Annotated in this window: 26 protein-coding genes; 15 read left to right on the plus strand and 11 right to left on the minus strand. The window is 67.1% G+C overall.

Annotation, left to right across the window (positions count from 1 at the left end; all coding sequences use genetic code 11):
- The first annotated feature begins 42 nt into the window (after positions 1–42).
- Positions 43–477, plus strand: a complete 435-nt coding sequence (locus tag FB548_RS03515) for a BLUF domain-containing protein (protein WP_142123351.1) — start codon at positions 43–45, stop codon at positions 475–477.
- A 10-nt stretch (positions 478–487) separates the two neighbouring features.
- On the opposite strand, the gene FB548_RS03520 is transcribed toward FB548_RS03515, so the two are convergent.
- The 7 genes from FB548_RS03520 to FB548_RS03550 form a co-directional block, all read right to left on the minus strand.
- Entirely contained in the window at positions 488–874 is a 387-nt protein-coding gene (locus FB548_RS03520; RefSeq protein ID WP_142123352.1) for a VOC family protein, read from the minus strand.
- A gap of 14 nt (positions 875–888) precedes the next feature.
- On the minus strand, positions 889–1,272 hold the full coding sequence (locus FB548_RS03525; protein WP_142123353.1) for a VOC family protein: 384 nt from the start codon (positions 1,270–1,272) through the stop codon (positions 889–891).
- Positions 1,273–1,418: 146 nt separating this feature from the next.
- Positions 1,419–2,792, minus strand: coding sequence for a dihydrolipoamide acetyltransferase family protein (locus tag FB548_RS03530; RefSeq protein WP_142123354.1), 1,374 nt, complete (start codon positions 2,790–2,792; stop codon positions 1,419–1,421).
- Positions 2,789–3,157, minus strand: a complete 369-nt coding sequence (locus FB548_RS03535; RefSeq protein WP_142123355.1) for an SH3 domain-containing protein — start codon at positions 3,155–3,157, stop codon at positions 2,789–2,791. The genes FB548_RS03530 and FB548_RS03535 overlap by 4 nt, the downstream gene beginning before the upstream one ends.
- Positions 3,157–4,200 carry an alpha-ketoacid dehydrogenase subunit beta gene (locus tag FB548_RS03540; protein ID WP_255470292.1) on the minus strand — a complete coding sequence of 348 codons (1,044 nt, stop codon included), beginning with the start codon at positions 4,198–4,200 and terminating at the stop codon, positions 3,157–3,159. Before FB548_RS03540 ends, FB548_RS03535 begins: the two co-directional genes overlap by 1 nt.
- A gap of 8 nt (positions 4,201–4,208) precedes the next feature.
- The gene (pdhA, locus tag FB548_RS03545; protein WP_142123356.1) at positions 4,209–5,294 is read right to left on the minus strand and encodes a pyruvate dehydrogenase (acetyl-transferring) E1 component subunit alpha; all 1,086 of its coding nucleotides are present in this window, start codon (positions 5,292–5,294) and stop codon (positions 4,209–4,211) included.
- 273 nt (positions 5,295–5,567) lie between these two features.
- Entirely contained in the window at positions 5,568–8,813 is a 3,246-nt protein-coding gene (locus FB548_RS03550; RefSeq protein ID WP_142123357.1) for a lamin tail domain-containing protein, read from the minus strand.
- A 211-nt stretch (positions 8,814–9,024) separates the two neighbouring features.
- On the opposite strand from FB548_RS03550, the gene FB548_RS03555 reads away from it, so the two are divergent.
- Positions 9,025–9,885, plus strand: a complete 861-nt coding sequence (locus FB548_RS03555; protein WP_142123358.1) for a tryptophan 2,3-dioxygenase family protein — start codon at positions 9,025–9,027, stop codon at positions 9,883–9,885.
- A 197-nt stretch (positions 9,886–10,082) separates the two neighbouring features.
- Positions 10,083–11,615 carry an oligopeptide:H+ symporter gene (locus FB548_RS03560; RefSeq protein WP_142123359.1) on the plus strand — a complete coding sequence of 511 codons (1,533 nt, stop codon included), beginning with the start codon at positions 10,083–10,085 and terminating at the stop codon, positions 11,613–11,615.
- A gap of 172 nt (positions 11,616–11,787) precedes the next feature.
- Here FB548_RS03560 and FB548_RS03565 read toward each other — a convergent pair whose 3' ends face one another.
- A complete protein-coding gene (locus tag FB548_RS03565; protein ID WP_142123360.1) occupies positions 11,788–12,261 on the minus strand; it encodes a MarR family transcriptional regulator in 474 nt (157 codons plus the stop codon).
- 78 nt (positions 12,262–12,339) lie between these two features.
- Between FB548_RS03565 and hppD the strand changes: the two genes are divergently transcribed.
- From hppD to hmgA, 3 genes are read left to right on the plus strand one after another with little or no spacing between them, the layout of a single operon-like run.
- Positions 12,340–13,437 carry a 4-hydroxyphenylpyruvate dioxygenase gene (gene hppD / locus FB548_RS03570; RefSeq protein WP_142123361.1) on the plus strand — a complete coding sequence of 366 codons (1,098 nt, stop codon included), beginning with the start codon at positions 12,340–12,342 and terminating at the stop codon, positions 13,435–13,437.
- 58 nt (positions 13,438–13,495) lie between these two features.
- On the plus strand, positions 13,496–13,903 hold the full coding sequence (locus tag FB548_RS03575) for a DUF559 domain-containing protein (RefSeq protein WP_142123362.1): 408 nt from the start codon (positions 13,496–13,498) through the stop codon (positions 13,901–13,903).
- A 2-nt stretch (positions 13,904–13,905) separates the two neighbouring features.
- On the plus strand, positions 13,906–15,210 hold the full coding sequence (gene hmgA / locus FB548_RS03580) for a homogentisate 1,2-dioxygenase (RefSeq protein WP_142123363.1): 1,305 nt from the start codon (positions 13,906–13,908) through the stop codon (positions 15,208–15,210).
- Positions 15,211–15,217: 7 nt separating this feature from the next.
- Here hmgA and FB548_RS03585 read toward each other — a convergent pair whose 3' ends face one another.
- Entirely contained in the window at positions 15,218–15,757 is a 540-nt protein-coding gene (locus tag FB548_RS03585; protein WP_255470293.1) for a hypothetical protein, read from the minus strand.
- A gap of 125 nt (positions 15,758–15,882) precedes the next feature.
- Here FB548_RS03585 and FB548_RS03590 point away from each other — a divergent pair, with 125 nt between their 5' ends.
- The 9 genes from FB548_RS03590 to FB548_RS03630 all read left to right on the plus strand — a co-directional run bounded on the left by FB548_RS03590 (position 15,883) and on the right by FB548_RS03630 (position 24,485).
- Positions 15,883–16,503 (plus strand): lectin, encoded by a 621-nt coding sequence (locus FB548_RS03590; protein ID WP_255470294.1) that lies wholly within the window; start codon positions 15,883–15,885, stop codon positions 16,501–16,503.
- Positions 16,504–16,594: 91 nt separating this feature from the next.
- On the plus strand, positions 16,595–17,545 hold the full coding sequence (locus tag FB548_RS03595; protein ID WP_142123364.1) for a calcium/sodium antiporter: 951 nt from the start codon (positions 16,595–16,597) through the stop codon (positions 17,543–17,545).
- A 91-nt stretch (positions 17,546–17,636) separates the two neighbouring features.
- Positions 17,637–20,468, plus strand: coding sequence for a monovalent cation/H+ antiporter subunit A (locus FB548_RS03600; protein ID WP_142123365.1), 2,832 nt, complete (start codon positions 17,637–17,639; stop codon positions 20,466–20,468).
- A gap of 16 nt (positions 20,469–20,484) precedes the next feature.
- On the plus strand, positions 20,485–20,907 hold the full coding sequence (locus tag FB548_RS03605; protein WP_142123366.1) for a Na+/H+ antiporter subunit C: 423 nt from the start codon (positions 20,485–20,487) through the stop codon (positions 20,905–20,907).
- Positions 20,904–22,469 (plus strand): monovalent cation/H+ antiporter subunit D, encoded by a 1,566-nt coding sequence (locus FB548_RS03610; RefSeq protein ID WP_142123367.1) that lies wholly within the window; start codon positions 20,904–20,906, stop codon positions 22,467–22,469. The genes FB548_RS03605 and FB548_RS03610 overlap by 4 nt, the downstream gene beginning before the upstream one ends.
- Positions 22,470–22,471: 2 nt before the next feature.
- Positions 22,472–22,972 carry a Na+/H+ antiporter subunit E gene (locus tag FB548_RS03615; RefSeq protein ID WP_142123368.1) on the plus strand — a complete coding sequence of 167 codons (501 nt, stop codon included), beginning with the start codon at positions 22,472–22,474 and terminating at the stop codon, positions 22,970–22,972.
- Complete coding sequence (locus FB548_RS03620; RefSeq protein WP_142123369.1) at positions 22,969–23,253, plus strand: K+/H+ antiporter subunit F; 285 nt, start codon at positions 22,969–22,971, stop codon at positions 23,251–23,253. The genes FB548_RS03615 and FB548_RS03620 overlap by 4 nt, the downstream gene beginning before the upstream one ends.
- Positions 23,250–23,621 (plus strand): Na+/H+ antiporter subunit G, encoded by a 372-nt coding sequence (locus FB548_RS03625; protein ID WP_142123370.1) that lies wholly within the window; start codon positions 23,250–23,252, stop codon positions 23,619–23,621. Before FB548_RS03620 ends, FB548_RS03625 begins: the two co-directional genes overlap by 4 nt.
- 6 nt (positions 23,622–23,627) lie before the next feature.
- Positions 23,628–24,485, plus strand: a complete 858-nt coding sequence (locus FB548_RS03630) for an NAD-dependent epimerase/dehydratase family protein (RefSeq protein WP_142123371.1) — start codon at positions 23,628–23,630, stop codon at positions 24,483–24,485.
- 77 nt (positions 24,486–24,562) lie between these two features.
- Here FB548_RS03630 and FB548_RS03635 read toward each other — a convergent pair whose 3' ends face one another.
- Both FB548_RS03635 and FB548_RS03640 read right to left on the minus strand, forming a co-directional pair.
- On the minus strand, positions 24,563–25,042 hold the full coding sequence (locus tag FB548_RS03635; RefSeq protein ID WP_142123372.1) for an Mpo1-like protein: 480 nt from the start codon (positions 25,040–25,042) through the stop codon (positions 24,563–24,565).
- Positions 25,043–25,132: 90 nt separating this feature from the next.
- On the minus strand, positions 25,133–25,468 hold the full coding sequence (locus FB548_RS03640; RefSeq protein WP_142123373.1) for a multidrug efflux SMR transporter: 336 nt from the start codon (positions 25,466–25,468) through the stop codon (positions 25,133–25,135).
- Positions 25,469–25,495: the final 27 nt, after the last annotated feature.

Consider the following 25,495-nt stretch of genomic DNA (forward strand, 5'->3'; position numbering starts at 1 on the left):
GCGGTATGCTCCGTGTCCTTTCCGCGCCGCCCCGAGCACCCGATGGTCTCACTGCATGCGCTGGTCTACCGGAGCCAGGCCACGCGCCCGTTGGAGACCACCGATCTCGATGCCTTGCTGCTCGATGCGCGCGTCAACAACCAGTTGGCCAACGTCACCGGCACCCTGATCTACGGCGGGCAACGCTTTGTGCAGTACCTGGAAGGCGCCCGCGCCGATGTCGAGCAGATCTACGCGCGGATTAGCCGTGCGCGGCAGCATCGCGAACTGGAGATCCTCGAGCAGGGCAGCCTTGATGCGCGTCGCCTGCAGCGCTGGCACATGGGGTTTGCGGAAGCGCCACAGAGCCTGGTCCAGCAGCTCAGCCAAGCGCAATGGCAGCGCGACCTGCCATGGCTGGAAGACGAGATTGCATCGTCTCCCGGCCTGAAGCACCTGCTGTCCTTCTGGAACGACCAGGTTGCCCTGGTGCGGTGACCTGCTGCCCTCATGGCCAGCGGTTCGGCGCGCCGCGCGTGCTGCCTTCGTCCATCGGCACCACGCAGAAGCGGTGGCCGGTGGGTGCTTCCATCACCCACCAGCGGTTGCGCACGTGCTGCACGCGTTTCGCACCCAGCGTTTCCAGTCGCGCGACTTCGGCGTCGATGTCGTCGGTCTCGATATCCAGGTGCACACGGGCTTGGTGTTTCACCTTCTGCACTTCGATGTGCAGGCCACCGGGACCGGGTTCGAACTTGTCGTAGATGCCCAGGTCGCCATCATCGGGATGGGTGACTTCCAGTCCCAGCGCCGAACTCCAGAATGCGGATGCGGCGTGCAGGTCGTCGACCTGGCTGTCGATGATGAAACCGGCGAGACGGCTGCGGTGTGCCATGGTGGTGCGCTCCTTCAGTCCCAGGTGTTCGGTTCGGAAGCGCCGGCGCGGTCGCGCAGGCGGACGACGCAGAAGCGGTGCCCGGTCGGTGCTTCCATCACCCACCAGCGTTTGACGAAGCCGATGCGTTTGGCGCCGAGTGCTTCGAGACGGTCCGCTTCGGCATCGATGTCGTCGCTCTCGATGTCCAGGTGCACACGCGACGCGTGATCCACGCGCTGCACTTCCACGTGCAGGCCACCGGGCGCCTCGCCGAGTTCGGCGTAGCGCGCCTGGCCCTCTTCGTAGGTTTCCGTGACCGGGAGCCCGAGCGCGCAGCTCCAGAACGTGGTGGCAGCATCATGGTCGCCACCCTGGCAATCGATGATGAAACCGGCGAGGCGACTGCGATGGGTCATGGCGACTCCTGCGGTGGTATGACGGCGGCATCCTGCCAGACTCCGCGGTCAGGGGTCGTCCGCAGGCGCTGGAACCGGAGCGTAGAGATGTGAGGGAGGAAGTGCGAGCCTTCCTGCCGGTCGGTCCTCCGCCCTCATTCCTGCCTTCAGTGCGGCAGGGCCAGGTCGTCGATCAGCGCCTTCAGAAAGCGTGCCGCTTCGCCACCGGTGCAGGCGCGATGGTCGAACGTCACCGACAGCGGGATGACCTTGTGCGATTCGAAACCGCCCATCACGGGGGTGACCTGGTGGCGAGCGCGGCCCGCGGCGACGATGGCAACGCACGGCGGCACCACCACCGGCGTGGCGTAGCGGCCGGCGAACATGCCGAAGTTGCTCAGCGAGATCGTGTAACCGGTGAGTTCCGACGGCGGGATGCTGCGGTCTTCCACCTGCGCGCGCAGGCGGTTGATGCTCTCGCGCACGCCGCCGGCCTCCAGCAGGTCCGCATTGCGCAGCGCGGGGACGAACAGGCCGTCATCGGTGTCCACGGCGATGCCGATGTCCACGTGCGGATGCAGCGTGCGGGTAAGCTTGTCGCCATCGAACCACGCGTTCATCGCCGGCACCGTCTTGCAGGCGTGCACGATGGCGCGGACGAGGCGGCCGGTCATATCGTTGCCGGGTGTCCAGGCGTGAATGTCGGCGTCGTCGCTCAGCGTGGTCGGCACGACCTTGGCATGTGCATCGGCCATCACGCGTGCCATGTTCCGGCGCACGCCCTTGAGCTGTTCGGGCTGGCCGCTGACGGACACGCCCGGCGGCTGGGTGCGCATCGGCTTGCCGGTGGCGGACAGTGCGGTACGCTGCGGGTTCGCGACCGGTGCCGCCGCGGCGACCGGCGCGGTGGTGCGTGCGGGTGCGGCGGTCGTGGTGCCGCGCGCGGACCCGTCTGCAGCGGCCTGTTTCACGTCCTGCATCGTCACTGCGCCATCGGCGCCGCTGGCGCGCACGCGCGACAGATCCACGCCCAGCTTCTTCGCCATCGCGCGCACGGCCGGCATGGCCTTGACGCCGCCGACGGCGATCGCCTGTTCGGTGTGCACCGCATTGGACGACTGCATGGCACCGACCACGGTGCCGGCGTCGGCATCGGCCTCCGTGGGAGCGACGTCAGTCGCGATAGAGGCTGAATCGGGTGTTGGGTTCGCGACTGACGTCGCTCCCACGGCAACGGATTTCGGCGGACCGTGGTGATGGCCGGTGTCCTGGCCTTCCGCGCGCTGCGGCAGGCTGACGTCGGGCTCGAACACGGCCAGCATGCTGCCGGTGACGACGACATCACCCGCGGCACCGGCCAGCTTCACCACCTTGCCGGATACCGGGGACGGTACTTCGACCACGGCCTTCGCGGTCTCCATCGACACCAGCGGTTCGTCCAGGCGGATCACGTCGCCTTCCTTGACGAACCACTCGACGATGGTCGCGTCCGGGAGGCCTTCGCCCAGGTCGGGAAGGTGGAAGGTCTTGCTCTCGCTCATGCGGATATCTCGTTGGAAGTCGTTTCGTTGATCGGTTGCAGATCGCGCGCCGGCACCCAGCCGCTGCGGCCGTCCGTGTGCGTGCACCACCACCAGTCACCCAGTTCGTGCAGCAGGGCGACGGTGTCGCCGGCCCGCACGTCGAGTTCCTGCGCGGAATAGTCGTGCAATGCGACAGCGTGACCGTCGTCGCGCGGCTGCAGCCAGTCCACCGGCGCCCAGCCGGCATTGCCGTCGGCGGTGGTGGTCCAGGCGAAGGCCGGCCACTCGGTGTCGCGTGCGCCGAGCGCGACCACGTCGCCGCGCGCGAACCGGATCGGGTTCGCGTACTGCGTGCGGTAGTCGCGGACGGCGCGGGCGTGCATCAGCCGTTCGCCATCGCCCGTTTGGCCGCGGCGACGATCTTGTCGACGCTGGGCAGGTACTTCATTTCCAGGCGGAACAGCGGAATGTGGGTGTCGTAGCCGGTGACGCGTTCGACCGGCGCCAGCAGGTCGTACATGGAGTATTCGGCCAGACGCGCGGCGATCTCGGCGCCGAAGCCGGCGGTGCGCGGCGCTTCGTGCACGATCACGCAGCGGCCGGTCTTGGCCACCGACTCGGCGATGGTGTCGAAGTCGAGCGGACGCAGCGTAGCTACGTCGATCACTTCGGCGCTGATGCCTTCGTCGGCGAGTTTGTCGGCGGCTTCCAGCGCTTCCTTCACCTGCGCGCCCCAGGTCACCAGGGTCACGTCGGTGCCGTCGCGCAGCACGAAGCACACGTCCAGCGGCAGCGCTTCGCCGTCGTCGGCGACCACTTCCTTGTACTGGCGATAGATGCGCTTGGGCTCCATGTAGATGACCGGATCCGGGTCGCGGATCGCGGCCAGCAGCAGGCCGTAGGCGCGCTGCGGCGAGGACGGCATCACCACGCGCAGCCCGGGGACGTTGGTGAAGATGGCCTCGTTGGCTTCGCTGTGGTGCTCCGGCGCGCGGATGCCGCCGCCCCACGGTACGCGCAGCACCATCGGGCAGTGCAGGCGGCCGCGCGTACGGGTGCGCAGGCGAGCAGCGTGGCAGATCAGATGGTCGACCATCGGGTAGACGAAGCCATCGAACTGCGCTTCGGCGACCGGTTTCATGCCCTGCGCGGCCAGGCCGACGGTGAGGCCGGCGATGGTGGTCTCGTCCAGCGGCGTGTCGAGCACGCGCTCGGGGCCGAACTTCTGCTGCAGGCCCGCGGTGGCGCGGAACACGCCGCCATTCACACCCACGTCCTCGCCCAGCACCAGCACGGACTCGTCGTGGGCGATCTCCCAGGCCAGCGCCTGGGTGATGGCTTCGATCAGGGTGATCGCCGTCGGTGTCGCCACGGCGTCCGGTTTCGCGACTGAAGTCGCTCCCACAGTCTTGTTTTCAGGCTTCATCACGGTGCTCACGGGCGTCCCTCCGCAGCGATCGCGGCGGCGCGTTGCTGCAGCAGGTCCGGCGGCGGGTCGGCATACAGGTAGTCGAACATCGCCTCGACTGGCTGCACCGGCGTGTTGAGGTAGGCGTTGACCTCCTCGTCCACGCGCGCGCCGCACTCCTCTTTCCACGCGGCTTCGTCGGCTTCGCTCCAGGAGCCCTGCGCGGTCAGCCAGGTGCGCAGGCGCGTCATCGGTTCGCGTTCCCAGCCGGCCTTCACTTCGGCATCGTCACGGTAGCGGCGCGCATCGTCGGCGGTGGTGTGGTCGGACAGGCGGTAGGTGACGAACTCGATCACCGTGCCGCCCTGGCCCTTGCGGGCGCGCTCGCTGGCGCGGCGCATGCCTTCGAGCACGGCGATCAGATCGTTGCCGTCCACCTGCAGGCAGTGCAGGCCGCCGGCCAAGCCCTTCTGCGCCAGCGTCTGCGCGCCGGTCTGCGCGCTACGCGGCACCGAGATCGCCCAGCCGTTGTTGATCACACCCAGTACCAGCGGCAGTTCGTAAGCACCCGCGGAGTTCAGTGCGGCGTAGAAGTCGGTTTTCGACGAACCACCATCACCGCACGTGCTCACCGCGATATGCGGCTGCTTGCGCAGTTTGAACGACAGCGCCGCGCCGGCGGCATGCAGGCACTGCGTGGAGATCGGCACGCAGAAGGGGAAGTCGTTGCGTGCGTCGCTGTCGCGGTCGTAGTCGCTGCCGCGCTCGTCGCCGCCCCAGTACATCAGCACGTCGCGCGGCTTCACCCCGCGCATGAACATGGCGCCGTACTCGCGATAGCTCGGTGCATAGACGTCGCCGGTGCGCATCGAGGCGCCGATCCCCACATGGGTCGCCTCGTGGCCCAGGCAGCTCGCGTACGTGCCCAGCTTGCCGGTGCGCTGCAGGGCGATGGCCTTGGTGTCGAAGGTGCGCACGAACAGCATCTGTTTGAACAGCTCGCGCAGGCGGGCGATGTCGCGCCCGGCCTCGGGCAGGTCGTTGCGTACCAGGGTGCCGTCGGGACCCAGGTACTGGAGGTATTCGATCTCGAAGCTTGCGGCAATGCTCATCTGGACGGTGTTCTCGTCAGTGGCGGAATTGGTTTCAAATGTAATTTTAGGAGCTGAGCGCTGTGCAGCCGTCGTGCAATGCAACAAGACGGGGGTGGATGGCGAGCGACCCGGCGTGGAAAACGGTGCGGAAACAGACGCTTGCCGGGCTGTCGTTCGGTGTCAGTCCGCCTGCGGTCGGCGTGGGTCGGAGGGGGTGCGCGTGGCGGGCTGCGCAAACGACAAGGGGCGCGGTTGCCCGCGCCCCTGTCGACCCCACGATGGCGCGGAAGTTCAGCGGATGCGCTGGACCAGGCGATCGTGGTTGTTGGCGGGGTTCGGATCCGTCGTCGTGCTGCTGACGGTGGCGTCGAACTCCAGTTGAGTACCGCGCTTCGGCTTGCCCGGCACCACCAGCGCGAACGCCAGCGTCTGCACGCCGCGCGCCATGGCGCCACGACGTGTGCAGTCGGCGGCGGCACCGTCCGTGGTGTCCTGCACGCGGGTGCAGGACCAGCCGCTGGGCGCGGCCACGGCGGCGTACCGGGCCTCGACGTTGCTGGTAAGCCGCACCGTCACCTGCTCCGCCTGGTCCGGACCCGCATTGCGCACCGGGACCAGCAGCGTGGCGATGGTGCCGCGGCGCAGCGGCAGGGCAGCGCCCAGCAGCCGCACCGACAGGTCGGCGCGGGTCTGCGGCAGCGCGGCCACGGCCACCGAGACGGCGGCGGTGTTGTCGCCGTTGGCCGGGTCGAGCACGGTCGAGTTGGCCGACACGCCCAGGCCGAGCGTGGTGCCCGCGGCGCTGGCCGGGACGATGGCGTCGATCGCGAACGTCGCTTCACCGTCCACGGCCAGAGAAGACGTGGTGCAGGCCACGCGGGTGGTGCCGGTGGTGACGTCTGCCGCGTCGCAACTCCAACCAGCCGGCAGCGTGGTGAGCGACGGCGACAGTTCGGCCGAGAACACGAAGGCGAATGCCGCCGGCAATGCCGCGCCCGGACCGGCGTTGCGGACGGTGGCGGTGTAGCGCACGGTCTCGCCGACGTTGGCAGTGGCACGGTCGGCCGACACCGTGGCCAACAGGTCGGCGCGGGCGAAGGTCGGCACGCGGATGCTCAAGCGCACGGGGTCGTGATCGGATGAGCGCACGGCCAGCGTGGCATCGCCGAAGTTGTCCGTGCCGAAGTCCGCGTTGATGCGCGCGTGGTCCACGCGCAGCGCGGCATCCATCACTAGCGATTCGTTGACCAGCACGTGGTCCAGCGTCTGCGCATTGCCCTCGAACACGTACGAGTAGCGATGGGCCGGATCGGCGATCAGCTGCGATCCGTCCACCAGTGGCACGCTCAGCGGGCTGGGCATGTACGTCAGCACCTGGTCTTCCGGTGCGGCTTCGCCCTTGAGGATGCCCATCACGTCGACGTAGCCATCGTTGAACTCAAAGGCGTTGAAGTCGCCGACCAGCACGATCTTCTCGTCCGGGTTCGCCTGCTGCATCTCCTGCACCAGCTGGGCCAGGTAGACCGCCTGCGCGCCGCGCTTCACACGCACGCGTTCGCCGCCGGTGGCCCAGCCGCTGCTGCCGGGCAGGGTGTCGTTGATGTCGTTGAGCGAACGCAGGTGGTTGACGATCACCGTCAGCGGATAGCTCGACGCGGCGTCCTGGTGCACGCGGGCGCGCAGGCGCAGCGGCGGACGGTCGTTGAGCAGGCTGGTGGTGCCATTCGGGTTGGCGATGGTGGTCTCCTTGCCGAACTGCGCCACGTCCAGCACCTCGACGCGGGCCACGCCGTCGGCGGTCAGGCGCGAGCTGACCAGGAAGCCGACGTTGATGCCGCCCACGTCGTTGCCCGGCTGCAGGTACGGCACGTAGCCCGGGCGCGCGGCACAGGTGGCGTCGATGCGCTCGGACAGCAGCTGCAGCACGCGGACGTTCTCCACTTCCACCGCGCCCAGGATGTCCGGGGTCTTCAGATAGTCGCAGATCGCCAGCGCGGCCTTGGCCAGACGCTTGTCCAGCGCTTCCGGCGTCAGCGTCACCGCGCCGTTGCTGTCGTTGACCTCGTCGAACAGGCGCAGTAGGTTGAAGCTGCCGACGGTGACTTCGTCGTAGCTGGGATCGTTGACGGCTTCCGGCAGGCGGCCACCGCTGACGGTCGGGGGCGTGGCGACGTCGGGCAGCAGCGCCCAGGTGCCGGCGAAGTAGTCGAGCACGCCCAGCAGGCCGGCGACTTCCGCCCCGGTGTCGACCGACAGCGGCTGCGCGCCGACCTGGCCGCGACTGCGCACCATCAGGCGTTCCTGGTTGGTGTCGAAGCGCGGCGGGTTCTTGCCGGCCGGCAGGGTGATGGCATCCATCACGCCGATGCCGGCTTCGCGGAACGGACGCGCCACGCCGGGCAGGGCGACGTGGAACACGCCGTCGCTGAAGGACAGCGCGTCGTTCTCGTCGATGCTGCCGCCCGACGGTGCGATCGCCACCGCCTGCGCCACGCTGACGCGCATGCCTTCCAGGCGTTCCAGCGTGCCGGGCAGGGCGTCGGGGCTCAGTTCGGCGGCGGTCAGTTCGATCGCGGCGGGCAGGGCGACGCCGGTCTCCAGCACTTCGACCGTCGGGGTGACGATCTCGGTGATCGCCAGCTGGTGCGGGTTGGACGACGGGGTGTATTCCTCGACCGTGCCGGTCACCCGCACGCGGTTGCCGACCGCGGCGGTGGCCGGCGGCGCGCTGCTGGTGAATACGAACACGGCGTCCGAAGTGGCCGGGTCGCCATCGTCGTTGGCGGCCTGCAGGAAGAAGCCGTTGTTGAACTTCAGCGCGGTGACGATGCCTTCGGTCACCACGCGCTTGCCGTCGTGCGGCGACAGCAGGCCGATGCCCTGGATCTGGGCGATGGTCAGCGCCAGCGGCGGATCCGGCGGTTCCGGCGGCTCGGCGCCGCTGTTGCGCGGATTCGGCGCACCGACGGCGAAGTCGGCGCCGTTGTTGTTGGTGTCGATGCTGCCGTCGCCGCCACGCAGCGCGGCCGTGGTGTTGCTGAGCGTGCCGGTCGGCGCGCTGCCTTCGAAGCAGTTGGCCGCGCTGCCGAAGCCGACGAAGTCGGCCACGTTGGCATCGGCGGTCGGGCAGGCGCCGGTCAGGGCCGTGGTGGTGCGGCTCAGCGCCACCTTGCCGGCGGTACCTGCCATGGCGATGGTGCCGACGGCGTCCGGGGTGGGCAGGTCCACCGTGCCACCGGCGCCCTGCGCCTGCTGGATCAGGTAGAAACCACCGGCCGGGATGCTGCCGCTGAGGTTGGTGCGGCCATTCCAGGTGGTGCCGGTGGAGGAGGCGTACTGGACGCTCCAGCCGGTCAGGTCGACCGCGGTGGGGCCGTTGTTGCGCAGCTCGATGAAGTCGTTCTTCAGCGTGGCGCCGCTGTTGCCGCCGCCGCCGTAGACCTGGCTGATGACCACCTGTGCCTGCACCGACGACGCGGCGAACAGCAAGGCGAAAGACGCGAACACAGCCGCAAGGCGGCCCCGTGGCATTTCCATGTTACGGAATCTCCCTCAGTGGATTGGACGCCGCCCCCGTCGGAGGCGGATCGGCCCCCGGCCGACGCAATGTAGCCCAAGCCTGTGGTACGCGCATTGCATGGGCATGACATAAGTGCCGGTTTTCCATCACCTTGCCCGGGCTGCCTGCCGTCATCGGTTACGCTGGCGCCCCTGCCGCCGCCCGGGTGGCGCCCCGGTTGATCGACGGATGGCCGTAGAAAAGAACGAGCGCCCGCTGGAAGCAGGCATCCACACCGACCTTGCAGGCCGCATGAGCTACGGCGGCTACCTGCAGCTGGACCGCCTGCTCTCTGCGCAACACCCGGTCTCCGACCCGCAGCACCATGACGAGATGCTGTTCATCGTGCAGCACCAGGTCTCGGAGCTGTGGATGAAGCTGATGATCCACGAGCTGCAGGCGGCTATCGGTTTCCTCCAGCGCGACCAGGTCTGGCAGTGCCGCAAAGTGATGGCGCGCGCCAAGCAGGTGCTGCGCCAGCTGACCGAGCAGTGGTCGGTGCTGGAGACGTTGACGCCGTCGGAATACATGGGCTTCCGCGATCTGCTGGGCCCTTCGTCGGGCTTCCAATCGCTGCAGTACCGCACCATCGAGTTCCTGCTGGGCAACAAGAACGCGGCGATGCTGAAGGTGTTCGCGCATGATCCCGAGGGCCATGCCGGCCTGGAGGCCGTGTTGGGTGCGCCCAGCCTGTACGACGAGTTCCTGATGTACCTCGCGCGCTGGAACCATGTCATCCCAGCCCAGCACCTGCAGCGCGACTGGCGCCAGTCGCACGCCGCCGACGCCGCGCTGTTGCCGGTGTTCGAGGCCATCTACGAAGACACCGACCGCTACTGGCGCGAGTATGCGCTGTGCGAGGACCTGGTGGATCTGGAGAGCCAGTTCCAGCTGTGGCGCTTCCGCCACATGCGCACGGTCATGCGCATCATCGGCTTCAAGCGTGGTACCGGCGGTTCCAGCGGCGTGGGCTTCCTGCGCCAGGCGCTGGAACTGACGTTCTTCCCGGAACTGTTCGACGTGCGGACCTCGATCGGTCCCGGTCGTTGAAGCCGGGATTGGCCCGGGTTCCGCAAAAAATCCCTTGGAAATCAGCGAATTGAATGGCTGAATAGGCCGAATGGCCGTCGCGGTGCCTGTATTTCAGCGATTTGACGGCCCCCGGCCACGTCGGTAATCCTCGCCCGTCCCGTGCTCGTTGCACGGGAAACCGAAATCCTGAACCACTTTTTCTAGGGGGAGCCCGCATGAGCGGAGCCGTCGAGTCATCAACACCGGAACGGATACCGGAATTCAAGCAAGTCCTGGGACATCCGCGTCCGTTGTGGATGCTGTTCATGTCCGAATTCTGGGAGCGCTTCGCGTTCTACGGCATCCGCTGGGCGATGGTGCTGTACATCGTGGCCCAGTTCCATGGTGGCGACGCCTCCGGTGAAAAGCCGGCCAGCGAGTTGTACGGTGCTTACCTGGCACTGGTCTACGCGGGCGCCATCTTCGGCGGCTACGTAGCCGACAAGCTGATCGGCTTCCAGCGCTCCATCCTGCTCGGCGCGGTCTTCATGTCGGCGGGCCTGTTCCTGCTGGCGCTGCCGAGTGAGGCGATGTTCAAGCTCGGCCTGGCCACGATCATCGTGGGCAACGGCCTGTTCAAGCCGATCATCTCCACGATGGTGGGCAAGCTGTATGCCCAGGGCGACGCGCGCCGCGACTCGGGTTTCACCATCTTCTACATGGGCATCAACATCGGTGCGCTGTTGGCGCCGATCGTCACCCAGTACCTGGCGAAGAAGGTGTTCGGCATCGAGGACATGCCCGCGTACAAGGTGGTCTTCATCGCCGCCGGCGTCGGCATGCTGCTGAGCCTGGTGTGGTTCTGGTTCGGCCGCAGGCAGCTGGAAGGCATCGGTATGCCGGCAGAGCACCAGACCGGCCTGCGCAATGTCAGCCTCGTCGTCCTGTTCGGCGCGGTGATCGGTATCCCGATGTTCTATGCACTGCTGACGATCAACGCCAACCTCCTGCAGGCCATCCTGATGGCACTGTTTGTGATCCCGGCGGTGATGCTGGTGGTCGAGGGCCTGCGTGAGGGCAAGGTCGCGCGCGACAAGGTCGTCGCGATGCTGGTGATCTTCGTGTTCAACGTGCTGTTCTGGATGTTCTTCGAGCAGGCGGGCAGTTCGTTCAACTTCCTGGCAGACCGCATCGTGGACCGCAACATCGGCATGGAAGGCTTCTTCCAGATGTTCGCGGGCACCAGCGATTTCCCGGTCTCCTGGTTCCAGTCGGTCAATTCGGTGGCGATCATCGCGCTGGCGCCCGTACTGGCCTGGCTGTGGGTGAAGATGGGCAAGAACAACCCCATCATCCCGCGCAAATTCGGCCTGGGCCTGATCTTCAACGGTCTGGCGTTCCTGCTGCTGATGATGGCGCTGTCGGGGATGGTGGATGCCAACGGCAAGATCCCGTTCTGGACGCTCTTCATGGTCTACGTGATCCAGTCGGTCGGCGAGCTCTGCCTGTCGCCCATCGGTCTGTCGATGACGACCAAGCTGGCACCGTCGCGCCTGGCCGGCATGGCGATGGGTTGCTGGTTCCTGTCCATCGCCATCGGCAACAACATGGCGGGCATCTTCGCCGGCAAGGTCAGCGGCGAAGGCGGCATGACCGTGCAGTCCGCGCACGCGGGGTACACGTTCGGCTTCTGGGCGCTGGTGGGTTCTGGCGTGCTGCTGTTCGTGATCGCGCCGCTGATCCAGAAGCTGATGCATGGCGTGAAGTGATGCTTTGGCGCGCGCCCCACGGGCGCGCCTTTGCCAATGCGTCATCCCGGCGCAGGTGGGGATCCAAAAGAAAACGGCGGCCATCGGCCGCCGTTTTCCGTAGAGCGGAGCTTGCTCCGCTGAGGACACATCCGACGAGCCGAGCAAGCTCGGCGCTACGGGAGCACGCCCCTCAACCCTCGATGCGCTTGACGCCTTCCCCGGCCAGCTTGTCGATCAACTGGTCCAGCATCGCGCGCTCTTCGTCACTCAGCGGTTCCAGCATGCGCTGGTGGTATTCGATGACCATCGGCGCGACTTCGTCGTAGACCCGGAAGCCTTCGTCGGTCAGCGCGAGCACCGAGCGACGGCGGTCGTCGCCGTGGATCTCGCGCTGGATCAGCGCCCGTTCCAGCAGGCGGGCCACGGCCCGGCTGACGGCCACCTTGTCCATGGCGGTGCGGCTGGCGACTTCACCCGCCGACAGGCCCGGGAACCGGCCTAGGACCGCCATGACCCGCCATTCGGTGATCGCCAGGCCGAAACGGCGGTGGTATTCCCGGGAAATCGCGCTGCTGATCCGGTTGGACAGCACGCTCAACCGGTAGGAAAACAGGCGGTCGAGGTCGAAATCGGCGTGGACGACGGGGTTGGCGGGCTGGCTCATGTTGCGCTGCTACTTGTGGTTGGTTTCAGCTGAAACTATAAAATGGGGCCTGACCCGGCAAGCCTAGCGAGGCGCCCCATGAACGCACAACCCAACCTGGGTATCCAGCCCACGACGTTCGACAACCCGATGGGCATCGATGGCTTCGAGTTCGTCGAGTTCGCCGCGCCGCAGGGCCAGGCCCACCACCTGCACGACTACTTCCGCAAGCTGGGCTTCGTGCAGGTCGCGCGCCACAAGACCCGCGCCATCAGCACCTATCGCCAGGGCGACTGCACCTTCCTGATCAACGAGGATCCGGACTCCTTCGCCGCACGCTTCGCCGCCGAACACGGACCCAGCGCCTGCGGCTTCGCGATCCGGGTCAGGAAGCTCGCCGAATGGGCCCGCGTGCAGGCGCTGAAGAACGGTGCCGAATCGTTCGACGCCGCCGACGAACTCACCAAGGCGGTCGCCGCGCCCGTCATCAAGGGCATCGGCGACTGCATGCTGTACATCGTCGACCGCTATGACGACAAGGGCACCATCCACGACCCGGACTACGAGTACCTGCCGGGCGTGGACCTGCTGCCGAGGGGCTTCGGCCTGACCTTCATCGACCACCTGACCCACAACCTGTACCACGGCAACATGGCCAAGTGGGCGGACTACTACGAGCGCTTGTTCAACTTCCGCGAGATCCGCTACTTCGACATCAAGGGCGCGAAGACGGGCCTGTTGTCGAAGGCGATGACCGCGCCGGATGGCATGGTGCGCATCCCGTTGAACGAGTCCAGCGACCCGAAGTCGCAGATCAACGAGTACCTGGACGCCTACAAGGGCGAGGGCATCCAGCACATCGCCTGCTTCACCGACGATATCTACACCACAGTGGAAAAGATGCGCGAAGCCGGCATTGCGTTCCTGGACACGCCCGACACGTACTTCGAGGTGATCGACCAGCGTATCCCCGACCACGGCGAGGACGTCGCGCGGCTGGCCAAGAACGGCATCCTGATCGACGCCGACGTGGAGACCAAGCAGCGCAAGCTGCTGCAGATCTTCACCCAGAACGCGTTGGGCCCGATCTTCTTCGAGATCATCCAGCGCAAGGGCAACGAAGGCTTCGGCGAAGGCAACTTCCAGGCGCTGTTCGAGAGCATCGAGCGGGACCAGATGAAGCGCGGGGTTCTCTGACGTTGCAAGAGCCCCTCTCCCGACGGGAGAGGGGTTGGGGTGAGGGTACGGTGGCGTCATGGACATCAAGCCGCCGCTGCCCACCACTACGCTCGGGAATTCGCGTCTCCTGCGCAAGCAAATGAACGACGCGGAACTGAGGCTTTGGAAGGTCCTGCGTGGAAGCAGGTTGGGTGGACTTAAGTTCCGTCGCCAGCATCCGATCCCGCCCTACATCGCCGATTTCTGTTGTATCAAGAAAAAGTTGATCATCGAACTGGACGGATCGCAGCACACGGCATTGGTGGACGCAACACGAACCCGTGCACTCCAGTCACAAGGTTGGAAAATCATCCGCTTCTGGGATCATGATGTACTGCTGGCAACAGAGGCCGTTGCCGAGGCGATCTGGAACGCTGCGTGTGGACCGGACCCTCACCCCAACCCCTCTCCCGCCGGGAGAGGGGCTTTGATCGGGACACGATGAGCATGAATGCGAACAGCACCAACAACTACCAGCCCGGCTTCGGCAACCATTTCGCCACCGAGGCGATGCCCGGCACGCTGCCGGAAGGCCGCAACTCGCCGCAGCAGGTGGCGCATGGCCTGTATGCGGAACAGTTGAGCGGTACGGCGTTCACCGCGCCGCGTGCCGAGAATCGGCGCAGCTGGCTGTACCGCGTCCGCCCGGCGGCGATGCACGGGCCGTTCGCGCCGTATGCGCAGCACCGCCTGCACAGCGACTTCAGCGCCGGCCCGGTGTCGCCCGACCAGATGCGCTGGTCGCCGCTGCCGATGCCGGAGGTGCCTACCGATTTCGTAGATGGCCTGTACACGATGGCAGGCAACGGGTCGCCTGACGCGATGCATGGCGTCGGTATCCACCTGTACGTCGCCAACCGGTCGATGCAGGGCCGCTATTTCTACGATGCGGACGGGGAGCTGCTGATCGTCCCGCAGCAGGGCAGCCTGCGCATCGCCACCGAGTTCGGCGTGATCGAGGTCGAACCGCAGCAGATCGCGGTGATCCCGCGCGGCGTGCGCTTTCTCGTTGAATTGCCCGATGGCGAGGCGCGCGGCTATGTCTGCGAGAACTTCGGTGCGGCGCTGCGATTGCCGGATCTCGGCCCGATCGGCTCCAACGGCCTGGCCAATCCGCGCGATTTCGAGACGCCGGTGGCGGCATACGAGGACGTGGAAGGCGGGTTCGAGCTGATCGCCAAGTTCCAGGGCCACCTGTGGCGCGCGGACATCGGGCACTCGCCGCTGGACGTGGTCGGCTGGCATGGTAACTACGTGCCGTACCGCTACGACCTGCGCCGCTTCAACACCATCGGTTCGATCAGCTACGACCATCCGGATCCGTCGATCTTCCTGGTGCTGACCTCGCCGAGCGATACGCCGGGCGTGGGCAACATGGACTTCGTGATCTTCCCGCCGCGCTGGCTGGTGGCGCAGGACACGTTCCGTCCGCCGTGGTTCCACCGCAACATCGCCAGCGAGTTCATGGGCCTGATCCACGGCGTGTACGACGCCAAGGCCGAAGGCTTCGCGCCGGGCGGTGCCTCGCTGCACAACTGCATGACCGGGCACGGGCCGGATGCGGCGACGTTCGAGAAGGCGTCGAGCGCCGACCTGTCGAAGCCGGATGTCATCACCGGCACGATGGCCTTCATGTTCGAGACGCGTGCCGTGATCCGGCCGACGCGGCAGGCGATCGAGGCCGCGCACCGCCAGCGCGACTACCAGGCGTGCTGGGCCGGTCTGCGCAAGCACTTCGCTTTGAAGGATTGAGGCACGCTCAGGTCGCTGCGGTTTCCGCCTGCGCGTCGGACAGGTGCTGCAGGCGCCGCGCGGCCTCGGGCGGCAGGGCCTCAAGCAAGCGTTCGCGGATGCGGCCGGCGAGTGTCGACGCCATGCGCGCTTCGAGGAACCGCAATGCATCGGCCAGTGCTTCCAGCATCGCGTCATCGTCCAATCTCGCCAGCAGGCGTTCGCGGTGGCGACGTGCGCCGTCGTCGCGCTGCAGCTCCAGCATGCCGGACAGGTAGACCTTGGCCGCGACCAGCGATCGTCGCGGCCCGGCCGGCGCGTTGGTGGTTGGCACGCGGGTCGTACTTGCCGCGGGCAATGGCGTCGTTGGCGTGTCCGCGGCCGTCAGGTAGCCCGTCTGCACCAGGCGCTGTACCAGCAGCGGCGCATCCTGGCCCAGCAGGCGCACGAGTTCGCCCAGGTCGCGCTGTCCATCGCAGAGGATCAGCGCCCGCCGCTCGCGCATGCCGAGCGTACCCGTGTGGGCCTGCAACGTCTGGCGGGCGAGGTCGGTCTTGGACGGGCGCATGGCGAGTGGAAGGGGAACCCGCGCGCAGGCTAGCCGCGTGCGATGAAGTGCCGATGACAGCCGCGTGTTCGCAGTGACTTAACGCGATGACGCTAGTCTGCAGGTTTGCGCACTGGAGAGAGCTGATGAAGTCGATGTTGCCGATCGTGATGGTGGTCACCCTGTTGTCCGCGTGCCAGCGCCAGGAGGCGCCGACGGCGGAGGCGGAACCGACCACGACGGCGACCAGCACGCCGATGGCGGATGCGCCAGCACCTGCTCCCGCGGTGGACGACACGGCAGCTCCCGCCGGTCCCGTGAGTCAGGCCAGCTTCCTCGGCTACGGCGACATGAAGCTGGGCAGCACGGTGGAAGAGGCGCGCGCGGCATGGGGCGGCGAATTGAACGGGGCGCCGATGGAGGGCACCACCTGTCACTACCTGTGGCCGAAGTGGATCACGCGGCCCGCCGACTTCGCCTTCATGATGGAAGAAGGCAAATTCGTGCGATACGACGTTGGCACCGACAAGGAAACTGCGCCCGGTGGTGGCAAGGTCGGCATGGGCGTCGACGAACTGCAGAAGCTGTACGGTGGTGCGCTGAAGGCGTCGCCGCACAAGTACACGCAAGGCGGCCAGTACCTGGCGATGGACGCCGGTGACGTGGCGCCGACCCGGCTGGTGTTCGAGGCGGATGCCGCGGGCAAGGTCACCGCCTGGCGCGTGGGCCTGTCGCCGCAGGTCGATTACGTGGAAGGCTGCTCCTGAGTCAGCGCGTCCACCGGCGGCAGGCCGTCGCTGGCCCTGCCGTCGCGGGCAGGCATAGAATCGCCGGACACCACACGGGAAGGGGACGGCGATGATGGAAGCCTGGGGATACTTCGCGCTGGGGCTGGTGTTGCTTGCGCTCGGCGGCGATTCGATCGTCAAGGGCGCATCGGGTCTGGCGCAGCGCTTCGGCGCATCCCCCTTCGTTGCCGGTCTGTTGCTGATCGCCTTCGGCACGTCGCTGCCGGAACTGGCGGTCAACGCGCGTGCCGTGTGGGTGGGTGCGCAGGAACTCGCGCTCGGCAACGCGGTGGGCAGCAATATCGTCAACCTGGGCCTGACGCTGGGCGTCGCGGCGCTGGTCGCGCCGGTCGTGATCCGGATGCGCATGCTCTCTCCGCTGCTGGTGCTGCTGGGACTGGCTTCGCTGGCGCTGATCGTGTTCGGCCTGGATGGCGTGGTCAGCCGGGTGGAGGGCATGGTGCTGCTGCTGGGCTTCGCCGCCGTACTGGCGTTCCTGCTGGCGCGTGCGTCGCGCGAGGATGCGCGGGTACGTACCGACGTGGAGACGTTCGCCGTCACGCACACCGTGCTGTGGATGAATCTGCTGCGCTTCGCGGTGGCCACCGCGCTGCTGTACTACGGGGCCCGTTTCGTGCTGCAGGGAGCACCGATGATCGGTGCGCAGTGGGGTCTTTCACCGTTGCTGACGGGCCTGCTGCCCGTGGCGATCGGCACGGCGCTGCCGGAAGTCGCCGCCGCTGTGATGGCCGCCAGGCGAGGCCAGGGCGACATGGTGGCCGGCCACGTCATCGGCTCCAGCCTGTTCAATCTTCTGGTCGTGGTCGGCGGCATGGCGGCGTTCCGTCCGATGCCCCTGCCCGCGTCCTTCGTGCGGCTTGAACTGCCGGCGGCCATCGCGTTCGTGCTGGTGCTGTACCCGATGTTGCGCGGAGACCTGCGCATCAACCGCCTGGAGGGCGGGCTGCTGCTCGCCGCGTTCGTGGGCTGGGTGGTGCTGGAGGTCGCGCTGCTCGCCTGATCTGAACGCTGGCTCAGGCAGACGTGAACGGGTTTGTTAAACTCGGGCGATTGCTCGCGAATGACGCATTCCCTGCAACGCAAGGCGGTTGATGATCCCTTTCCTCGAAATCCTGCTGGCGCTGCCCTTCGTGCTGGCGCTGGTGGTGGCGCTGGCGCGCGGCCTCCCGCGCGGCGCGACGGCATGGTTGGCCGGGCTGGCGCCGCTGCTGGGCCTGGTGCTGCTGGCGTGGATGACGCCGAGCGTCCTGCAGGGCTGGAACGTGCGCGCCGACTACGCATGGATTCCACAGATCGGCATGTCCTTCACCCTGCGCCTGGACGGTCTGGCGTGGATGTTCGCGGGCCTGGTGCTGGCGATCGGTGCGCTGGTGGTGATGTACGCGCACTATTACCTCAGCGCGAAGGACAGCGCGCCGCGCTTCTTCGCGTGCCTGCTGCTGTTCATGGGCTCGATGCTGGGGGTGGTGCTGGCAGGCAACCTGTTGCTGCTGGTGGTGTTCTGGGAGCTGACCAGCATCAGTTCGTTCCTGCTGATCGGGTTCTGGTCGCATCGCCAGGATGCGCGGGAAGGCGCGCGCATGGCGCTGGCGATCACCGGTGCCGGCGGACTCGCGCTGCTCGGCGGCGTGCTGCTGATCGGGCGCATCGTCGGCAGCCACGACCTGGACGTGGTGCTCGCCTCGGGCGACCTGATCCGCGCCAGCGGGCTCTATCCGTGGGCGCTGGCGCTGGTCCTGGCCGGCGTTTTCACCAAGAGCGCGCAGTTCCCCCTGCATTTCTGGTTGCCGCATGCGATGGCGGCGCCCACGCCGGTGTCGGCCTACCTGCATTCGGCGACGATGGTGAAGGCCGGCGTGTTCCTGCTGGCGCGCCTGCATCCCGCGCTTGCGGGCACCGACCTGTTCTTCTACGTGGTGACCAGCGTCGGCGCGCTGACGCTGCTGATCGGCGCGTGGTACGCCATCTTCCAGCACGATCTGAAGGGCCTGCTGGCGTACTCCACCATCTCGCACCTCGGCCTGATCACGCTGCTGTTCGGCATCTCCACGCCGATGGCGGTGGTGGCCGGCGTGTTCCACATCCTCAACCACGCCACGTTTAAGGCCTCGCTGTTCATGGCGGCAGGCATCATCGACCACGAGACCGGCACGCGCGACATGCGCCGGCTGGGCAACCTGAGGCGCTACCTGCCGTGGACCAGTGCCTTGGCGATCACCGCCTCGCTGGCCATGGCGGGCATCCCGCTGCTCAACGGATTCCTGTCCAAAGAGATGTTCTTCGCCGAAGCGCTGGATATCGGCGGCCATCGCGCGATGCGCGACGTCATCACCGTGGCGGCACTGCTGTATGGCGTGTTCGGTGTGGCCTACAGCCTGCGCTTTGTCTACGAGACGTTCTTCGGGGAAGGCCCGCGCGCGCTGGATGTCACCCCGCACGAGCCCCCGCGCTGGATGAAGATCCCGGTGGAAGTGCTGGTGGTGCTGTGCGTGGCGGTGGGCGTGGTCCCGGCCTGGACCATCGCGCCCGTGCTGCACGCCGGTGCCGGCGCCATCCTAGGCGACACGATGCCCGAGTACAGCCTGGCGGTCTGGCACGGCATCAACAGGCCGTTGCTGATGAGCCTGGCCGGCATCGCCGGCGGCATCGCCCTGTACTTCGGGTTGCGGCGCCTGTTCGACCTGCACGCCATCGTGCGGCGGTCACTGGGGCGCAGTGTGTTCCGCTGGAACATGGAAGCCCTGTACGGCCTGGCCGGTCGCTTCACCGACCGGATTGCCAACGGCAGCCTGCAGCGCAGCCTGTTGTTCCTGCTTCTGGCCGCCATCGCGGCGGGCGCGGCGCCGTTCGTGGGCGGCGACGCGGCACCCCTGCAGTGGCACGGTTCACAGCCCATGCCGCTGCTGGGCTGGCTGTTGTGGCTGGTGCTGGTGGCCTGTGCGGTGTGGACGATCCGGCTGTACCGGCAACGGCTGCTGGCGGTCATTGTGCTGGGCGGCGCGGGCCTGATGGTCAGCCTGGCGTTCGTGTTCCTGTCCGCGCCAGATCTGGCGTTGACCCAGCTGATGGTGGAAATGGTCAGCCTGGTCCTGCTGTTGCTGGGCCTGCACTACCTGCCGCCGCGCTCGCCGCCGGAACGTACACCACGCCGCCGCTTGCGCGACATTGCCGTGGCACTGGCGGCGGGCCTCGGCACCGGCACGCTGGCCTATCTCGTGATGACCCGGCCGGGCGACACGATCAGCGGCGAACTGCTGGCGCGTTCGTTGCCCGAGGCCTATGGCAGTAATGTGGTGAATGTGATCCTGGTGGACTTCCGCGGCTTCGATACCTTCGGCGAGATCACGGTGTTCGGCATCGCGGCGTTGATCGTGCATGCGCTGCTGCGCCGCGCGCGGATGGCGCCGGAGAAGATCATGTCGGGACCGCCGATCACGTTGCCGGTGCCTGCCGACCTGGCGCAGATCATGTTCCCGCTGACGTTGACGGTGTCTGTCTTCCTGTTCCTGCGCGGACATAACGCGCCGGGTGGCGGCTTCATCGCTGGCCTGGTGCTGGCGGTACCGCTGCTGGTGCAGTACGTCATCCAGGGTGCGGCCTCGGTGGAGTCGCGCTTCGGCTTCGACTATGTCCGTTGCATCGGCGTGGGCTTGCTCGTCGCCGGCGTGAGCGGCGTGGCGTCGATGGGCTTCGGCGTGCCGTTCCTGACCAGTGGCCACCTGGACCTCGACTTGCCGGTCATCGGCAAGGTGCCGCTGGCCAGCGCGATCGGTTTCGATACCGGCGTCTATCTGGTGGTGTTCGGCGGCGCGATGCTCATCCTGTCGATGATGGGCACCATCAAGCCGTCGCGCACGCGCGTGTCGCACCTGGGCATCATGGAACCGGGTGAGCGCTCCAATCGCACGGGGGAGCTGCGCTGATGGGAGGTGCACGGTAATGGAGCTGGCCATGGCGAGCGCGATCGGCATCCTCACCGCCGCGGGCGTGTACCTGCTGCTGCGGGCGCGCAGTTTCGACGTCATCCTCGGGCTGACGCTGCTGTCGTACGCGACCAACCTGTTGATCTTCTCTGGCGGGCGGCTGGTACCCGGCAAGCCGGCGGTGTTGCGCGACGGCGTGGCGCCGACGCTGGCGAACTACACCGATCCGCTGCCGCAGGCGCTGGTGTTGACGGCCATCGTGATCGCCTTCGCGATGACGGCGGTGACCGTGGTGCTGGCCATCCGCAGCCGCGGCGACAATGACAGCGACCACGTGGATGGCCCCCGTGCGGAGCGTGATTTCCTGGCCAGCGAACTGCGCCGCCTGGAAGAAGCGCGCGAAGCCGCGAAGGCGGATGATGCCGGGGGCAACGCATGAACCATCTGCCCGTGCTGCCGATCCTGATCCCGCTGTTCGCCGCCTCGATCGCGCTGTTCTTCGAGTACCGTCGCTTCGGCATGGTGCCGCAGCGCATCGTCGCGTGGATGTCGGTCGCCGCGATGCTGGTCGTGGCATGTCTGCTGGTGGGTTCGGCGGCGTCCGGCGACGTCTCGGTCTACCTGCTCGGCGACTGGCCCGCACGCCTGGGCATCGTGCTGATGGTGGATCGCCTGTCGGCGCTGATGCTGCTGGTCGGGCTGCTGCTCGCGGCCGCCTGCCTGTTGCACGCCTGCGCCGGCTGGGACCGGCGCGCGCCGCATTTCCATGCGTTCTTCCAGTTCCAGCTGATGGGGTTGAACGGCGCCTTCCTGACCGGCGACATCTTCAACCTGTTCGTGTTCTTCGAAGTGCTGCTGATCTCGTCCTATGGCCTGATGCTCAGCGGCGGGCGTGGCGAGCGCATGCGTGCGGGCCTGCATTACGTCAGCTTCAACATCGCGGCATCGACGCTGTTCCTGATAGCGCTCGGCCTGCTGTACGGCCTGCTCGGCTCGTTGAACATGGCCGAGATATCAGTGCGCGTGGCGCAGCTGCCACCAGGCGACGTTGCCCTGGTGCAGGCGGCGGCGGGCCTGTTGTTCGTGGTGTTCTGCGCGAAAGCCGCGCTGCTGCCGATGTACTTCTGGCTGCCCGATACTTACACGCATGCGCCTGCTGCGGTCGCCAGCCTGTTCGCCATCATGACCAAAGTGGGGCTTTACGCGGTGCTGCGGCTGGGCACGCTCAGCTTCGGTGCAGCGGGGCCGCTGGACGGGTTCGCATGGCCGGCGCTGCTGGCGCTGGGGGCGGCCACGCTGGTATTGGCGTCGCTGGGCGTGCTGGCCGCGCAGCGTCTTCGCGCGCTGGCGGCGTACCTGGTGCTCGGTTCGGCGGCGACCCTGTTCGTCGCGTTCTCGCTGCATTCCGCAGGCACGGTCGGCGCGGGGCTGTACTACCTGGTGCACAGCAGTTTCGCCGGTGCGGCGCTGTTCCTGCTCGCCGACCTGATCCGCCGTCGCCGCGGCCGCGCCAGCGACCGCAAGGACGTGATCGCCGCGCTGCCGGACAAGACCGTGCCGGGTCTGCTTTTCCTGGTGGCGGCGGTGTCGCTGGCCGGCCTGCCGCCGTTGTCGGGCTTCATCGGCAAGCTGCTGTTGCTGGAAGCCGTACCGTCGGGGCCGCATACGTTCTGGATCTGGACACTGGTGCTGAGCACCAGTTTCATGATGCTGGTCGGACTGGCACGTGCGGGCACGCGGTTGTTCTGGCGTGTCGAGCCCTGGCCCGATGCCGGGCAGCACACACTGGAGGCCTACACGCCCGCACACGAGGCGGTGCACGCGCCTTCGCGTCCACTGGAAACGGCGGCCATCGTGCTGCTGCTGGCCTATGGCCTGGTGCTGGTGCTGGCCGCCGCCCCGCTGCTGGACTACACGCGCGCCACGGCGACCCAACTGCAGGCGCCGGCCGATTACGTCGAACACATGCGCGCCGCCACCCCAACCCTGAGGGAGCCCTGAGCATGGTCGCTACATGGCGCAAGCGCTGGTTGCCGTCGTTGCCGCTGAGCGTGACGGTATTCTGCTTCTGGCTGCTGATGAACGACGAGATCAGCGCGGGCCAAGTGGTGATGGCGCTGGTGCTGGCACTGCTGATCCCGCCATTCGCGGCACGGCTGGACCGCGAGTTCGCGCGTATCGGCCGGCTGCGCAGCGTGCCGCGCATGCTCGGTGTGCTGTTGCTGGATATCGTGCAGGCCAACATCACCGTGGCATTGCAGGTGCTGGGTCCGGAGCGGAAGATCCATCCCGGCTTCATCTGGGTGCCGCTGGATATCGACAACATCCACGGTATCGCGGCGTTGACCAGCATCATCACGCTGACGCCGGGTACGGTGTCGTCTGCGCTGTCGGATGATCGCCGCCACCTGCTGGTGCACGTGCTGAACCTGGACGATACCGACCAAGTTATCCGGCAGATCAAGACGCGCTACGAGGCGCCGCTGATGGAGATATTCCCATGACGCCGCAGACACTGGTGGTATACGCCGTGATCGGCTCGATGCATGTTGTCGGTGTCGCCATGCTGCTGGCGCTGTATCGGCTGGTCCGTGGGCCGAGCGTGCCGGACCGCATCCTCGCACTCGATACCTTGTACGTCTGCGCGATCGCGCAGCTCATGCTGTTCGGCATGTACCTCGGCACGGCGGTCTATTTCGAGGCCGCGCTGATCATCGCCATGCTGGGCTTCGTGGGTACGGTGGTGTTGAGCAAATACGTGCTGCGCCGGGATGTCGTCGAATGAGCTGGGTCTTCGCCATCCTGCTGGTGATGCTGCTGGCGATCGGCAGCTTTTTCATCCTCGTCGGCTCCTTCAGCCTGGTGAAGCTGTCTGACTTTTTCAAGCGCCTGCATGGACCGACGAAGGCGAGCACGCTGGGCGTCGGCTGCGTGCTGATCGCCTCGGTCGGGTACCACGCCCTGGGTGGCACCGATCCGCAGCCGCGCGAACTGTTGATCACCGCGTTCCTGTTCATCACTGCGCCGATCAGCGCACACCTGATGGCGAAGGCGGCGCTGTCGCTGCACATGGCCGAGCGTCCGCCGATGCCGAGCGGCGAACCGCCGCAGCCTGTCGAGGCCGTCGACGATGCGGCCGGCCGGGACGCCTGACCCCGGATGCGCACGGCCCTCGTCTTCGGCGCCAGCGGGCAGATCGGCGAAGCGTTGCTGGCGCGCCTCGATGGCGCGGGGTGGCAGGTGTTCGCGGTATCGCGGACGCCCAGGGCGGCTTCGTCGAATATCCGCTGGTTGACGGGGGAGTTCGCCGCCGTCGCTGGATTGCCGGCGACGGTCGACGTGATCTTCAGCACGGGCCCGTTGGACGGATTCGCGCAATGGTATGCACGCGGCCTCGTCGCTGCGCCGCGCGTGGTCGCGTTCGGATCCACCAGCCTGGATACCAAGCAGGCATCGGGCGATGCCTACGAGCGCGACATCGTCGCGCGTCTGCAGGCCGCGGAACGGCTCGTCTTCGACACGGCTGGAACGAACGGCGCGGGGGCGACCATGCTGCGTCCAACCCTGGTCTACGGCGCGGGCCGCGACCAGACGCTGGCGCGGATCGCAGCGATGGCGCGGCGCATGGGATGCTTCGTGTTGCCGCGTGGCGCCACTGGGAAGCGCCAGCCCGTGCATGTCGACGACCTCGCGGCCGCGGCGCTCGCGGTCGTGGATGCTTGCGCCACGCATGGGCGGGCGTATGCCTTGCCGGGGGGCGAGACGCTGGCGTACCGCGAGATGATCGCGCGCACGCTGGCGGCGCTGGATCCACCGGCGAAACTGTGGGAAGTGCCGGTACCGATGTTCAAGGTGGCGCTGGCGCTGGCGCGCAGTGCCGGCATGATGCGAGCGCTTACCGACGATGCGGTCTCGCGCATGCGCGATGACCTGGTGTTCGATGCTTCGCCGGCACAGCGCGATTTCGGCTATGCGCCGCGTTCTTTCATCATGGACGTGCGGGCCGTCGGGCCGTAGAGCGGAGCTTGCTCCGCTGCTCTTGAAGTCGATGAGATGCCAGTCTCGGCATCAGCCGGGCAAGCCCGGCTCCACGCTCAGTACTTCCAGCCCATCTTCCGGTAGAACTTGCTGAGCACCCACACCGGGCCGATCAGCAGGTAGGTGAGGTCGGTCAGGAAGCTTGGCTTCTTGCCTTCGATCTTGTGGCCGACGAACTGCGCGATCCACGCGACCACGAACACGCCGAGCGCGAGGAAGAACAGGTTCTGCAGTCCCAGCAGGCTTTCCAGCCAGCGCGTCAGCCAGGCCATGGCGATGAAGATCGCCAGCATGCCGAAGCCCAGCGGGCGCGAGAGCTTGTAGTAGTACATCCACGCGCCGAACATGGCCAGCGCCGCCCACATGCCGGACTTCACCCAGGTGCCGAACACCGGGATGCACCACAGCAGCGCGACCACGGTCCACAGGATCATGGGCACGGCGAAGACGTGGATCAGCTGGTTGGTGTCGTTCTGGTGGTCGCCGGAATAGCTGGCGAACCAGCGGTCCACCGGGCGTTGCGCGGTTGCGTTCATTCATCCCTCCCGAGGATGGCAATGCGGCAGGGTATGGAGCATACCCCAGCCCGGCCGGGGCTGCCGCGCCGGTGGTCAGGTCCTGGCCGATCAGTGCGCGGCCGCCTTCGAAAACAGCTGGATCACCGCCACGCCGGCCACGATCAGGCCCATGCCCAGTATGGCGGGCAGGTCCAGCGGCTGCTTCAGTACCACCCATCCGATCAGGGCAATCAACACGATGCCGGCGCCGGACCAGATCGCGTAGGCCACGCCGACCGGCACCGTCTTCAACGTGAGCGACAGGAAGTAGAACGCGATGCCGTAACCCGCAGCGACCAGCAGCGAGGGACCGGGCCGGGTGAAGCCTTCGGAGGCTTTCAGTGCACTGGTGGCAATGACCTCGGCGGCGATGGCGATGCTCAGGTACAGGTGGCCGGCATTCATGGTGGTCTCCTATGCGGGAGCCGCCAT

Origin of the sequence: Pseudoxanthomonas sp. 3HH-4, from assembly GCF_006716465.1 — a bacterium.
In the GTDB taxonomy this organism is placed as follows: Bacteria; Pseudomonadota; Gammaproteobacteria; order Xanthomonadales; family Xanthomonadaceae; genus Pseudoxanthomonas_A.

What these genes read in the sequence shown, in the direction of transcription:
- FB548_RS03640 (WP_142123373.1), bottom strand. Translation starts at nt 25,468, where the DNA reads ATGAATGCCGGCCACCTGTACCTGAGCATCGCCATCGCCGCCGAGGTC.
- FB548_RS03530 (WP_142123354.1), bottom strand. Translation starts at nt 2,792, where the DNA reads ATGAGCGAGAGCAAGACCTTCCACCTTCCCGACCTGGGCGAAGGCCTC.
- FB548_RS03600 (WP_142123365.1), top strand. Translation starts at nt 17,637, where the DNA reads ATGATCCCTTTCCTCGAAATCCTGCTGGCGCTGCCCTTCGTGCTGGCG.
- FB548_RS03540 (WP_255470292.1), bottom strand. Translation starts at nt 4,200, where the DNA reads ATGAAGCCTGAAAACAAGACTGTGGGAGCGACTTCAGTCGCGAAACCG.
- pdhA (WP_142123356.1), bottom strand. Translation starts at nt 5,294, where the DNA reads ATGAGCATTGCCGCAAGCTTCGAGATCGAATACCTCCAGTACCTGGGT.
- FB548_RS03555 (WP_142123358.1), top strand. Translation starts at nt 9,025, where the DNA reads ATGGCCGTAGAAAAGAACGAGCGCCCGCTGGAAGCAGGCATCCACACC.
- hppD (WP_142123361.1), top strand. Translation starts at nt 12,340, where the DNA reads ATGAACGCACAACCCAACCTGGGTATCCAGCCCACGACGTTCGACAAC.
- FB548_RS03590 (WP_255470294.1), top strand. Translation starts at nt 15,883, where the DNA reads ATGAAGTCGATGTTGCCGATCGTGATGGTGGTCACCCTGTTGTCCGCG.
- FB548_RS03585 (WP_255470293.1), bottom strand. Translation starts at nt 15,757, where the DNA reads ATGCGCCCGTCCAAGACCGACCTCGCCCGCCAGACGTTGCAGGCCCAC.
- FB548_RS03620 (WP_142123369.1), top strand. Translation starts at nt 22,969, where the DNA reads ATGACGCCGCAGACACTGGTGGTATACGCCGTGATCGGCTCGATGCAT.
- FB548_RS03630 (WP_142123371.1), top strand. Translation starts at nt 23,628, where the DNA reads ATGCGCACGGCCCTCGTCTTCGGCGCCAGCGGGCAGATCGGCGAAGCG.
- FB548_RS03550 (WP_142123357.1), bottom strand. Translation starts at nt 8,813, where the DNA reads ATGGAAATGCCACGGGGCCGCCTTGCGGCTGTGTTCGCGTCTTTCGCC.
- FB548_RS03525 (WP_142123353.1), bottom strand. Translation starts at nt 1,272, where the DNA reads ATGACCCATCGCAGTCGCCTCGCCGGTTTCATCATCGATTGCCAGGGT.
- FB548_RS03610 (WP_142123367.1), top strand. Translation starts at nt 20,904, where the DNA reads ATGAACCATCTGCCCGTGCTGCCGATCCTGATCCCGCTGTTCGCCGCC.
- FB548_RS03625 (WP_142123370.1), top strand. Translation starts at nt 23,250, where the DNA reads ATGAGCTGGGTCTTCGCCATCCTGCTGGTGATGCTGCTGGCGATCGGC.
- FB548_RS03565 (WP_142123360.1), bottom strand. Translation starts at nt 12,261, where the DNA reads ATGAGCCAGCCCGCCAACCCCGTCGTCCACGCCGATTTCGACCTCGAC.
- hmgA (WP_142123363.1), top strand. Translation starts at nt 13,906, where the DNA reads ATGAATGCGAACAGCACCAACAACTACCAGCCCGGCTTCGGCAACCAT.
- FB548_RS03560 (WP_142123359.1), top strand. Translation starts at nt 10,083, where the DNA reads ATGAGCGGAGCCGTCGAGTCATCAACACCGGAACGGATACCGGAATTC.
- FB548_RS03515 (WP_142123351.1), top strand. Translation starts at nt 43, where the DNA reads ATGGTCTCACTGCATGCGCTGGTCTACCGGAGCCAGGCCACGCGCCCG.
- FB548_RS03595 (WP_142123364.1), top strand. Translation starts at nt 16,595, where the DNA reads ATGATGGAAGCCTGGGGATACTTCGCGCTGGGGCTGGTGTTGCTTGCG.
- FB548_RS03520 (WP_142123352.1), bottom strand. Translation starts at nt 874, where the DNA reads ATGGCACACCGCAGCCGTCTCGCCGGTTTCATCATCGACAGCCAGGTC.
- FB548_RS03535 (WP_142123355.1), bottom strand. Translation starts at nt 3,157, where the DNA reads ATGCACGCCCGCGCCGTCCGCGACTACCGCACGCAGTACGCGAACCCG.
- FB548_RS03615 (WP_142123368.1), top strand. Translation starts at nt 22,472, where the DNA reads ATGGTCGCTACATGGCGCAAGCGCTGGTTGCCGTCGTTGCCGCTGAGC.
- FB548_RS03605 (WP_142123366.1), top strand. Translation starts at nt 20,485, where the DNA reads ATGGAGCTGGCCATGGCGAGCGCGATCGGCATCCTCACCGCCGCGGGC.
- FB548_RS03635 (WP_142123372.1), bottom strand. Translation starts at nt 25,042, where the DNA reads ATGAACGCAACCGCGCAACGCCCGGTGGACCGCTGGTTCGCCAGCTAT.
- FB548_RS03575 (WP_142123362.1), top strand. Translation starts at nt 13,496, where the DNA reads ATGGACATCAAGCCGCCGCTGCCCACCACTACGCTCGGGAATTCGCGT.